This window comes from Bradyrhizobium sp. CAR08, assembly GCF_052871955.1.
Window position 1 is genome coordinate 58,394 of record NZ_JBIXJX010000009.1, and the last position, 12,152, is coordinate 70,545.

Consider the following 12,152-nt stretch of genomic DNA (forward strand, 5'->3'; position numbering starts at 1 on the left):
GATCACTCCCCGCCTTTCCGGAAATCGCATGAGATCGCTTGCCTTGCTCTGCCTGCTCGTCTTTGCTACGCCCGCCGATGCGGCCACGCCCGAGCAGCATTATCTCGACCTGCGCGATCGCTACATCGCAAAGTTCTCGAAAGCTGCGGAGAACGACGAGACCTATAAGCAGCACGATGCGGCGCTCAAGGAGTTGACGGGCGTCCTGCGCGGCCTGGTGGGCCCCGTCGTGATCAAGGGACTGCCGGCCGACGGCAAGACGAATGCGGACACGCTCTTCAAGGGCGACTCCGGCTTTGGCCATCTCGACGGCCTCGGCTTCGCCTCCGAAGGCGACAAGATGCAAGCGGTGGCGACCACGACCGGCTTGCTCAGGCACTGGCTTCGCGAGCACCGCGAGGACGGCATGCCGCAGGAGATCGGCGCGGCCTTCAAATCGGACCGCTTCTACTATCAGGCGATCCAGGACTCCGCCTTCGCCAAATACGCCGAACTGCCGATCACGAAGCCCGCGGGAGCGAGCGCGGCCGTCGCCGTGCTGGGCGTGCGCGGCAATGGCGACCTGAAGGGACCGCCGCATGAAATCGACGTCGTCGCGATTCAGGGCGACAAGGTCTTCTTTCTCGCCGCAAGCGACGCGGTGAAGACGGCTGAGATCCCGGCCTGCGAAAAGGTCTGGAAGCAGATGATGGCCAAACCCATCGACAAGAAAGACCCCCGCGGCGACATCACCCGCGAAGACAACGCGATGACCGCGTACACGGCGTGCTTCGCCAAGGAGGCACCAAGCCAGAGCTGGTATGCGACGGCGGTCAAGAAAGCGCAGAGTCAGCTGGAGTTGCTGCTCGTGCGCTAGAGCGATCATCCAGTTACCTTCGGGGCTACAACGTTGCGCGCCGCCCTGGCTCAAGAATGCGCAATCGGAAATTGCAGCTTGTCCTGCAGGCGCAACCAAGGCCAAGCAGCGCGAAATCGCCCCAAGCCCGCTCGACGAGGTCGTCGGCCACACTCCGCCCGGATTCGGCGGCGCTCGTGGAACTCGTTCGCGACGAGGGGGTTGCACTGCGGTTGGAACCGAACGGGTAGCACAGTTGAATCGCCGGCAATTCCTGGAAGCCTCGGCATTGACGCCATTGGCGACATTACTACCTGGCGCAGTCTCTGCGGCATCGGCGGCGGAGTTGCCGTTTGGTCCCTCTTATGTCCGCGACCTTGCCCGCAATTTGGCGAGTAAGCCCTTTGCGCCACCAGAGGAAAAGGTCCCGGACGCGCTCAAAGATCTCACCTACGACCAGTACCGGTCAATTCGCTTTCTGCCGGAGCGCGCGGCTTGGCGTAGCGAGAAGCTGCCCTTCGAGGTTCAGTTTTTCCACCGCGGCTTTTTCTATAAGAACAGGGTCGACATTTACGAGGTCGCCGGCGGACGAGCCGTACCGATCAGGTACCGGCGCGACGATTTTGCATTCGGCGACAATATCGGCCAGGTACCGGACGCCGATCTCGGGTTTGCCGGGTTTCGCATTCACGCCGCGATCAATCGCCCCGACTATTACGACGAGGTTTGCGCGTTTCTCGGCGCCAGCTACTTCCGTGCCGTTGCCAAAGGCGAGACGTATGGCCTGTCCGCGCGCGGTCTGTCGATCGATACCGGCGAGAGCAAGGGGGAGGAATTTCCCTTCTTCAAGGCGTTCTGGCTGGAGAAGCCCGCGCCGGGTGCCACATCTGTGGTGGTCCATGCGCTGCTTGACAGCAAGAGCGCTACGGCAAGCTATCGCTTCACGATCAGGCCGGGCGCTCCGACGGTCTTCGACGTGGAGATGTCGCTCTATCCGCGGATCGAGCTGCAGCATGCCGGCCTGGCGCCCATGACAAGCATGTTCTTTTTCGGTCCGAACGACCGACACGATGTCGACGATTTCCGCCCTGCCGTGCACGACTCCGATGGGCTCGCCGTGTTCAACGGAAAGGGCGAGCAACTCTGGCGTCCTCTCAACAATCCGCGCGATCTGCAAGCCAGCACATTCAATGATCTCAATCCTCGCGGCTTCGGCCTGATGCAGCGGGAACGAAACTTCTTTGCCTACGAGGACATCGAATCGCGCTTTGAGCGTCGTCCAAGCCTCTGGGTCGAACCGATCGGAGATTGGGGAGAGGGCAGTGTGGTCCTCTTTGAGATCCCGACCAAGGAGGAAGTTCACGACAACATCGCCGCCTTCTGGCGCCCGAAAACAGCTCTCCAGGCCAAGAGCGAAAACAACTACACCTACCGTCTGCACTGGGGTCCGGACGCGCCGAAGCCCAATTCGCTGGCCCGGTTCACCCGCACAGGCGTTGGCGCGCGGGGCGAGGACAGCAAATTGTTCGTGCTCGAACTCGTCGGCGACGGACTGAAGGCGGTCGATCCCAACAAGGTAAGGGGTGCCGTCAGCGCCGACAAATCCGAGATCAAGAACGTCGTCACACAGCCAAACCCGGAAACCGGCGGCTGGCGCCTGAGTTTCCAGTGCGCCGTGAAGGACGCGCCGATCGAGTTGAGGGCGATCTTGATGCAGGGCGAACAGCCGATCTCTGAAGTCTGGGTTTACCGATGGGCGCCCTGACGACCTCGCCCGCGCTCTCGCTTGAGCTTGGCATTCGGTATCTTCCCGACGAAACGCCTCTCCCCATGCAGCCTTGCCGATTGGACCGGACTAACCGTGCCGATCCGGGGCGACTGCGGACCGCCCCTGCCGTTGCAGCGCGGCGCCTGTTCATTCTTGGCGGAACGGTCGCGATTACCGCTGCGGGCGCTGTTGAGATGTACGATGTTCTCAAGGTTGGTGGCGTCACGGTCCTCGAAGGCATGGTGTTCGGGTTGTTTCTCGTGCTGCTTGCCTGGATCGCGTTTTCGTTCGTGTCTTCAGTCGCCGGTTTTTTTGTGCTCCTGCGGGGACGGCCGGATGTGCTGCCAATTGACAGCCAGGGTCCGCTGCCTGCGATCACCGGCCGAACGGCGATGCTGTTGCCGACCTATAACGAGGATCAGCACCATCTCATGGCGCGACTCCGCGCCATGTACGAGTCGGTCGGCGAAACCGGACAGGCCCCATTGTTCGACTGGTTTCTGCTCAGTGACACGACAGATCCGGACATCTGGATTGCCGAGGAGCTTGCGTTTCTGGAACTGCAGCGCAACTGCGGTTCGGGCCATCTCTACTATCGTCACCGATCCGACAACACCGCCCGAAAGTCCGGCAACATCGCCGAATGGGTGAGGCGGTTCGGTGGCGCCTACGACTACATGATCATTCTCGACGCGGACAGTCTGATGAGCGGAGAGACCATCGTGCGGCTGGCGGGCGCGATGGAATCGAACCCGCAAGCCGCGCTGATTCAAACGCTTCCGATCGTCGTCAATGCGCGAACCCTGATTAGCCGGCTTCAGCAGTTCTCGGGTCGTTTGTACGGCCCGCTGATCGCGGCCGGGAACACCTGGTGGCACGCCTCAGAGGGCAACTACTGGGGACATAACGCCATCATCCGGGTGCAGGCTTTTGCGCAAGAGGCGGGCCTGCCCGAATTGCGCGGGAGGAAGCCTTTCGGCGGCCATATCCTCAGCCACGATTTTGTCGAAGCCGCACTAATGCGACGAGCGGGATGGGGAATTTTCATGGCTCCAGGTCTCGGCGGGAGTTTCGAGGAGGTGCCCCCGTCGCTTCTGGATTTCGCGGCGCGCGACCGCCGCTGGTGTCAGGGCAATCTCCAGCATCTTGCCGTTCTACCGGCTCGAGGCCTGCACTGGGTCTCCAGGCTTCACCTGTTGACCGGGATCGGATCCTACCTCACCGCGCCGCTATGGCTGCTGTTTCTATTGCTCGGAATCCTGACCTCCTTGCAGGCCTATTTCGTCAAGCCGGAGTACTTTCCCAAGGGCTTCTCGTTGTTTCCAACGTGGCCCGCACAGGATCCCGTGCTCGCCGCCTGGGTCTTTGCCGCGACAATGGGGCTGCTCATCGTGCCCAAATTGCTGGCCTACCTCGTTTTGCTCACCAAGCGTGCGGAACGGCAGGCATTCGGCGGCGGATTTCGCGTGCTGCTGGCGGTGGTCGCCGAGAGCCTGCTTGCCGCCTTGATCGCCCCCTCCATGATGATCTTTCAATCCACCGCCGTGGCGGAGATCCTGCTGGGACGTGACGCGGGCTGGCAAGTGCAACGGCGAAGCGATGGCAGGATCACGCGCGACGAAGTCTATCGCAAGTTCACGGTGCCGACCCTATGCGGTCTGGCCATGGCGGCAAGCGCCTACGCCGTGTCGCTTCCGCTGCTGCTCTGGATGTCACCGGTGATCATCGGCCTGGTTTGCGCCATTCCGATCGGTCTCGTCACCTCGACGGCACCGCGAATGGCGCGCCTGTTTGCAACCCCGGAGGACAATCGCGTGCCGGCGCTGCTGCAGAGGGCGAGAGAGCTTGCCAGCCTGGATCGGATCGAGCCACACGGGGCCCTGATCGAACTTAGACAGAATCCCGCGTTGCTGGGACCGCACATGCAGTCCCTCGAAACGCCGCCGCGCAAATCGGGCCAAATCGACATAGATCTCGCGATCGGCCGGGCCAAGATTGAGCAGAGCGACGATTTCGAGGAAGTCGTCAGCAGCCTCAGCGCACGCGAGACGCTTGCCGTGCTGAAGCACCCACACGCCCTCGAGCAGGTCATGCGCATGCCGCGAGCTACCGCTTCCGCGGAAGTCTAGATCATGGCGGTGTAGGACAGGGGTTGACGACCCGGCTGGGCTTGGGCCGAGAGCGAGATGTTTGCTGTGCGCGCGGTCCCAGCCTACAGCGAACTGCCACCCAAATTCCAGCCGCGACCACCCTCGCCAAAGATCTCGTAACCCGTCGCCGTCACCGCAACCGTGTCCTCGAGCTTGATGAACCCGCGCTTCGGATGCTTCATCGTGGTCTCGATCGACACCACCATGCCAGTTTCGAGCGGCAGCCGCGCATCCGTGTCGTCGTAGGGGATCGGACCTTTGGCCGTCAGGCGAGGGGCCTCGTGGCTGACGAGGCCCATGCCGTGGGCCAAAAACTCCGTGCAGTCGCGCTGGGTGATCTTCGCGAGCTGCCGCTCGGCCGCGACGTAGATGTCGCCGCCCATGGCGCCCGGCCTGACCGCCGCGAAGGCGGCGCGCTGGACCGCCTCGATCTCGGCCAGACAGTCCTTCAGCTCGGCATCGGGATCGCCGAGCACGGCCATGCGCGCGAGGTCGCCGATATAGCCGTGATAATTGCCGCCGGAATCGAGCGACAGCACGTCACCTTGCTCCCAGCGCTGCGCCGAGGGCGCCCGGTTGTGGCTGTTGCCGCAGGCGAGCAAGCAGTATTCGAAGGTCAGCCCGCGATTGGCTTCGGCGAGCCGCAAGGCGTCCGACAATTGCTGCTTGGTCGTGCCCGGCCCGTGCCCGGCGATCACCGCCAGCATCGAGGCGATCACCAGTTCGGACGCCGTCTTGAGCTTCGCAAGCTCGTCCGCCGACTTCACCGCCCGCAGCCGCTCCAGCACCAGCAGCGCGTCCTTGAGCTCGGCGCCGGACAGGGCGTCACTGAGCGCCCGGCCCGCATCCATCGGCAGGAACGCCATCTCGACCCCGACCCGCTTCAGGGGCACGCCGGCATCGCGGATCAGGCTTACGGCCCGCGTAATCGCATCGACCGAGCCGTTGGACTCGGTCCGCACCTGCGCCACCCATGGCGGCGCCACGGCGCGCTGATGGGTTTCCAGACGGTGGCCGACATAAACCGCCTTGTCGGGTGCGCCCTTGGGATAGACCAGCACCGGCAGATAGCGGCTGACGCCGAGCGCATCCATGTAGTCGAAGAAGATCGCGCGCTCGGCACCCAGCAGGTACTGCACATTGTGCTTGGAGGTCGCGACCAGGACGTCGAGGCCGGCAGCCTCCATCAGGCGGTCGAGCTTGGCGGCGTCGAATGGAATGGCGCGCGAGCGGTCTGCGCGGGCGACGTTCTCCTGCATGACGAACCTCCCAATGCTGCCGTGGCGACAACCGCTGCGTCGGTTTGCCCGGGGATTTGTTGGCACAAGTTTGATCCGAAAGAGGGGTTCTGGGTAGCTGCGGAATGATCTGGCCTGACCTGCACAGCCATATCCACGATTCGCATAAGGTATATTATGGAATATCATTATATCAAATCAGATCAGTTATTTAGCTAGAATTCCTCTCATCGCACCTTCGTTCCCGGTCCTTTTCCAGGCTGGCCGTCGGACGTGGTCCCGACTTTCGACGGCTACTGTGCATGGGGTTGTTTTTCGGTTTTTGAATCGGGCCGATGCCGCCGAAAGCCGATATTGCCGTGAGGATGTCCGGCTGCAATAAGCGAGGCTTCGCGAGATCGCAGATGACCTTCTGACCTTCCGTCCGTATAGGTTTGCATCTCAGAACAACAACAAACTTTCCGAGGAAGCAGACCCATGAGCTTTTCCCGCCGCACGCTTCTCAAGGCCTCCGCCGCGACCGCGGTCCTGGGCGGCCTCAGTGCGCCCCATGTGGCCCGCGCCCAGAGCGCCGAGTTCACCTACAAATACGCCAATAACCTGCCGGACACGCATCCGCTGAACGTGCGCGCCAAGGAGATGGCCGCGGCGATCAAGGCCGAGACAGGCGGCAAGTTCGACCTCCAGATCTTCCCGAACAACCAGCTCGGGTCTGACACCGACATGCTGAGCCAGATCCGGTCCGGCGGCGTCGAGTTCTTCACGCTGTCGGGGCTGATCCTGTCGACCCTGGTACCGGCGGCGTCCATCAACGGCATCGGCTTCGCGTTCCCGGACTACGGCACGGTCTGGAAGGCGATGGACGGCGATCTCGGCGCCTTTGTCCGCGGCGAGATCAAGAAGGCCGGGCTCGAAGTCATGGACAAGATTTGGGACAACGGCTTCCGCCAGACCACGTCGTCGAGCAAGCCGATCACCCATCCGGACGATTTCAAGGGCTTCAAGATCCGCGTGCCGGTGTCGCCGCTATGGACCTCAATGTTCAAGGCATTCGATGCGGCGCCCGCCTCGATCAATTTCGCCGAGGTCTATTCCGCGCTGCAGACCAGGATCGTCGAGGGCCAGGAGAACCCGCTGGCGATCATCTCGACCGCCAAGCTCTATGAGGTGCAGAAATACTGCTCGCTGACGAACCACATGTGGGACGGCTTCTGGTTCCTGGCTAATCGCAAGGCGTGGAGCAGCCTGCCCGAGGATGTGCGCACCATCGTCGCCAAGAACATCAATGCCGCAGCGCTCAAGGAGCGTGAGGATACCGCCAAGCTCAATGCCAATCTGCAGCAGGAGCTCGCGGGCAAGGGCCTGACCTTCAATCAGCCCGCGGTCGCGCCGTTCCGCGACAAGCTGCGCTCCGCCGGCTTCTATGCCGAGTGGAAAGGCAAATATGGCGACCAGGCCTGGGACCTGCTGGAAAAAGCCGTCGGCAAGCTGTCGTAACGCGTTGGAGCCGTCATGGCTCATCTTGAGGTCGAAGTGAGCGGAGTGGCGGGCGAGGCGGCTGTTCGGTCCCCTCGCCGGCCTTCCTTGCTGGCCTCGACGGAGCGCGCACTCGGTCTCCTCGTCGAAATTCCGGCGGCCATTTTGGTGGTCGCCGAGATTGCGATCCTGTTTGCCGGCGTGGTCGCGCGCTACGGCCTGCACCGGCCGCTGATCTGGTCGGACGAGCTGGCCTCGATCCTGTTCCTGTGGCTCGCCATGCTGGGCGCGGCGGTGGCGTTCCGCCGTTCCGAGCACATGCGCATGACCGCGGTCGTCGCCAGCACCAGGCCGGCCACGCGGGCCTGGCTCGATCTGGTCGCGACCTGCGCGGCGCTGGCCTTCCTGGCGCTGATCGTCTGGCCGTCCTGGGACTACGCCTACGAGGAAAGCTTCATCACCACGCCGGCGCTGCAGATCTCCAATATGTGGCGCGCCGCGGCATTGCCGGCCGGCATCTGCCTGATGGCGGCGTTCGCGCTGTTGCGGCTGCTGCGCGCAGTCGATTACCGCATGGTGCTGACGGCCGCGGTCGCCGTTGCCGTCGTCGTCGGCTTGTTCTGGCTGGCGCAGCCATATCTGCGGCCGCTCGGCAATCTCAACCTCGTCATCTTCTTCGTCGGCGTCGCCGGCTTCTGCGTCTTTGCCGGCGTTCCCATCGCGTTCGGCTTCGGGCTCGCGATCTTCGGCTATCTGGCACTGACCACGCGCACGCCGGTCATGGTACTGGTCGGGCGGATGGACGAGGGCATGAGCCACCTCATTTTGCTCTCGGTGCCGCTGTTCGTATTTTTGGGGCTCCTGATTGAAATGACCGGCATGGCACGGGCCATGGTGGCGTTCCTGGCCAGCCTGCTCGGCCATGTCCGCGGTGGGCTGCATTACGTGCTTGTCGGCGCGATGTACCTGGTCTCCGGCATCTCAGGTGCCAAGGCCGCGGACATGGCCGCGGTCGCGCCCGTGCTGTTCCCGGAGATGAAACAGCGCGGCGCCAAGCCCGGCGATCTCGTCGCGCTTCTTGCGGCCACCGGCGCGCAGACCGAAACCATTCCGCCGAGTCTCGTGCTGATCACGATCGGATCGGTCACCGGCGTCTCGATCGCCGCGCTGTTCACCGGCGGCCTGTTGCCCGGCGTGGTGCTGGCCATAACGCTGTGCATGCTGGTGTGGTGGCGCTATCGCCACGAGGACATGAGCCATGTCCGCCGCGCCACAGGCGGCGAGATCGGCAAGACCTTCGTCATCGCCCTGCCCGCGCTCGCGCTGCCCTTCGTGATCCGCTACGCCGTGGTCGAAGGCATCGCCACCGCCACCGAAGTATCCACGATCGGCATCGTCTATGGCGCCCTGGTCGGCCTCCTCGTCTACCGCCGCTTCGACTGGCGGCGGCTGTTTCCGATGCTGGTCGAAACCGCGGCGCTGTCGGGCGCGATCCTGCTGATCATCGGCACGGCGACCGGCATGGCCTGGGGCCTGACGCAATCAGGCTTCTCGCGGGCGCTGGCATCCGCCATGACCGGATTGCCGGGCGGCGCGGCGACCTTCATCGCCGTCTCGATCCTGGCCTTCACCATCCTCGGCAGCGTGCTCGAGGGCATCCCGGCGATCGTGCTGTTCGGGCCGCTGTTGTTTCCGATTGCGCGCGCCGTCGGCGTCCACGAGGTGCACTATGCCATGGTCATCATTCTCGCCATGGGTATCGGGCTATTCGCCCCGCCCTTCGGGGTCGGTTATTATGCCGCCTGCGCCATCGGACGCGTCGATCCGGCCGAAGGCATCAGGCCGATCTGGGGCTATCTGCTGGCGCTGCTGGTAGGATTGATCGTGGTCGCCGTCTTTCCGTGGATCTCCATCGGATTCCTGTAGGCCGGCGCGTAAGGGAGGTGTCGATGAGCGAGCGGCAGAACCAGTACAATATCGGCCTCGACAAGACGCCCGCCAACTACGTGCCGCTGAGCCCGTTGAGCTTTCTCACACGCAGCGCCGCGGTCTATCCCGATCACGTCAGCACGGTCTACGAGGGGCGCAGCTTCACCTGGCGCGAGACGCATGAGCGTTGCAAGCGCTTTGCTTCGTATCTTGCCGGCAAGGGCATCGGCGTCGGCGACACCGTCGCGGCGATGCTGCCGAACATTCCGGCGATGAACGAGGTGCATTTCGCCGTCCCCATGACGGGTGCGGTGCTCAATGCGCTGAACATCCGGCTGGATGCACCTTCGATCGCATTTCAGCTCGACCATGGCGGCGCCAGGATCATTCTGGTCGACCCCGAATTTTCCGGCGTGATCACCGATGCGCTGTCACAGATGAGTGGCCCAAAACCGTTCGTGATCGACGTCGACGACACCGCCTTCAAGGGCGGCGGGCGCATCGGCGAGATCGAGTACGAGGCCGCGCTCGCGCAAGGCGATCCTGACTTCGCGGCGATCCTGCCGGGCGATGAATGGGACGCAATCGCGCTGAGCTACACCTCGGGCACCACGGGAAATCCCAAGGGCGTCGTCACCCATCATCGCGGCGCCTATCTGAACGCCGTCAGCAATATTCTCGCGGGCCAACTCGGCCAGCATCCGGTGTACCTCTGGACCCTGCCGATGTTCCACTGCAACGGCTGGTGCTTCCCCTGGACCATCGCAGCCGCCGCCGGCATCAACGTCTGCCTGCGCAAGGTCGAGCCGACGAAAATCTTCGAGCTGATCAAGCAGCACGGCGTCACCCATATGTGCGGCGCGCCGATCGTCTACAACACGCTGATCAACGCGCCCGATGCACCGAAGGGCGATGCCGCGCGCCGCGTCGTCGGCCTGATCGCCGGTGCCGCGCCGCCGGTCGCGGTGCTCGAGGGCGCCGAGAGCATCGGCATCAAGCTGACGCACGTCTATGGCCTGACCGAGGTCTACGGCCCCGCTTCCGTCTGCGCCGAGCAGCCTGGCTGGGATGATCTGCCCGCAGCCGAGCGCGCCAGCCTGAAGCGGCGGCAGGGCGTGCCCTACCCGCTTGAGGAAGCCGTCACCGTCATCGATCCGCAGACCATGAGGCAAGTACCGCGCGACGGCGAGACTATCGGCGAGGTCATGTTCCGCGGCAACATCGTGATGAAGGGTTACCTCAAGAACGACAAGGCGACGCAGGAAGCCTTCGAGGGCGGCTGGTTTCACACCGGCGATCTCGGCGTGCTCGACGCGCAAGGCTACGTCATCATCAAGGATCGCTACAAGGACATCATCATCTCCGGCGGCGAGAACATTTCCTCCGTCGAGGTCGAGGACATCCTCTACAAGCACCCGGCCGTGCTGTTTGCCGCCGTGGTCGCAAAGCCCGATCCGAAATGGGGCGAAGTGCCCTGCGCCTTCGTCGAGCTGAAGGACGGCGCAAGCGCGAGCGAAGCCGATATCATCGCCTTCTGCCGCTCGCATATGAGCGGCTTCAAGACGCCGAAGGCCGTGGTGTTCGGGCCCATCCCGAAAACGTCGACGGGAAAGATCCAGAAATTCCTGCTGCGCAACGAAGCGGGATCGGCGAAGGCAATCTCGAGCTGAGAGCCGCTTGTCTCGACCTCCGCGGCGGTTGGGTGTCGCCGCGAAGTCGTTGCGCAGTTTCGACTAGTCGGATTCGCCGGGCCCCCTCGACCTCACATCTTCTTATAGGCGTCAACCAGGGCCTGGCCGTCGGCTCCCGCCTTCTTGAGCCAGTCGGCGGTGAGCTGTTCGCCGATCCTCTGGAAGCCAGCCTTCAGGGCCGGGCTCGGCGGCTCGACCGTCATGCCCTTGGCCTTGAGCTGATCGATGTACCAGGTGCTCTTGTCCTGCCAGGCCTTCCAGCCGCGGGTTTCCGCGGTCGCGGCGGCCTTGAGGATGGCCTCCTGGGTCGGCTTGTCGAGCGCCTCGAACGCAGCCTTGTTGACGAAGGTGTAGTCCTTCGGGATCCAGGCTTGCACGTCATAGAAGTACTTCAGCGACTCCCATGCCTTCGCATCGTAGCCCGTGCCGCCTGACGACATGAAGGAGTTCACGACGCCGGTCGCAAGTGCCTGCGGCAGCTCGGCGGCTTGAATGGTGACCGACTGCGCGCCAACCAGTTCGCCGATGCGCGCGGTCCCAACGTTGTAGGCCCGCCATTTAAGGCCCTTCATGTCTTCGATGGTCGCAAGCGGCTTGCTGACATAGACGCCCTGCGGCGCCCACGGCACGACGAACAGCAGCTTGAGCCCCTGCGCCTCCAGCTTCTTCGTAATCAGCGGCTTCGACGCCTGGTACAGCTTCATGGCATCCGGGAAGCTGGTCGCCAGAAATGGCACGACGTCGACGCCGAATACCGGATCCTCGTTCTCGTGGATCGACAGCAAGACTTCGCCCATCTGCGCCTGCCCGGTCATCACCGCGCGCTTGATGTCGGGCGCCTTGAACAGTGAGGCGCCCGGATGAACCGTGATCTGGAGCTTGCCGGACGTGCCGGCTTCGACGTCCTTGGCGAACGCGACGAGATTCTCGGAGTGCGGATTGTCGGCCGGATATGCCGCCGGCAGATTCCATTTGGTCTGAGCCAAAGCGGGTGTCGCAGCCAGCACGGCGCTGGCGATCAAGGATGCGCGGAATAAACGAGACATCATCGGGCTTCTCCTCACA

Annotated in this window: 8 protein-coding genes; 6 read left to right on the top strand and 2 right to left on the bottom strand. The window is 63.5% G+C overall.

Annotated features, from left to right (window positions below):
* Positions 1–28: 28 nt before the first annotated feature.
* From ACIPUD_RS19755 to mdoH, 3 genes are all read left to right on the top strand, one after another.
* Positions 29–856 carry a hypothetical protein gene (locus tag ACIPUD_RS19755; protein ID WP_446481380.1) on the top strand — a complete coding sequence of 276 codons (828 nt, stop codon included), beginning with the start codon at positions 29–31 and terminating at the stop codon, positions 854–856.
* A gap of 235 nt (positions 857–1,091) precedes the next feature.
* Positions 1,092–2,600 carry a glucan biosynthesis protein G gene (locus tag ACIPUD_RS19760; protein WP_446481486.1) on the top strand — a complete coding sequence of 503 codons (1,509 nt, stop codon included), beginning with the start codon at positions 1,092–1,094 and terminating at the stop codon, positions 2,598–2,600.
* The gene (mdoH, locus tag ACIPUD_RS19765) at positions 2,588–4,732 is read left to right on the top strand and encodes a glucans biosynthesis glucosyltransferase MdoH (protein ID WP_446481381.1); all 2,145 of its coding nucleotides are present in this window, start codon (positions 2,588–2,590) and stop codon (positions 4,730–4,732) included. Before ACIPUD_RS19760 ends, mdoH begins: the two co-directional genes overlap by 13 nt.
* Positions 4,733–4,815: 83 nt before the next feature.
* On the opposite strand, the gene ACIPUD_RS19770 is transcribed toward mdoH, so the two are convergent.
* Entirely contained in the window at positions 4,816–6,012 is a 1,197-nt protein-coding gene (locus tag ACIPUD_RS19770) for a M24 family metallopeptidase (protein WP_446481382.1), read from the bottom strand.
* Between the two features lie 456 nt (positions 6,013–6,468).
* Between ACIPUD_RS19770 and ACIPUD_RS19775 the strand changes: the two genes are divergently transcribed.
* From ACIPUD_RS19775 to ACIPUD_RS19785, 3 genes are read left to right on the top strand one after another with little or no spacing between them, the layout of a single operon-like run.
* Positions 6,469–7,488 (top strand): TRAP transporter substrate-binding protein, encoded by a 1,020-nt coding sequence (locus ACIPUD_RS19775; protein WP_446481383.1) that lies wholly within the window; start codon positions 6,469–6,471, stop codon positions 7,486–7,488.
* Between the two features lie 15 nt (positions 7,489–7,503).
* Positions 7,504–9,393: a TRAP transporter large permease gene (locus tag ACIPUD_RS19780; protein WP_247296759.1), complete on the top strand. Its 1,890-nt coding sequence runs from the start codon at positions 7,504–7,506 to the stop codon at positions 9,391–9,393.
* Between the two features lie 23 nt (positions 9,394–9,416).
* Complete coding sequence (locus tag ACIPUD_RS19785) at positions 9,417–11,066, top strand: acyl-CoA synthetase (protein ID WP_446481384.1); 1,650 nt, start codon at positions 9,417–9,419, stop codon at positions 11,064–11,066.
* A gap of 92 nt (positions 11,067–11,158) precedes the next feature.
* Here ACIPUD_RS19785 and ACIPUD_RS19790 read toward each other — a convergent pair whose 3' ends face one another.
* Positions 11,159–12,136 (bottom strand): TRAP transporter substrate-binding protein, encoded by a 978-nt coding sequence (locus ACIPUD_RS19790; RefSeq protein WP_018457850.1) that lies wholly within the window; start codon positions 12,134–12,136, stop codon positions 11,159–11,161.
* Between the last annotated feature and the right edge of the window lie 16 nt (positions 12,137–12,152).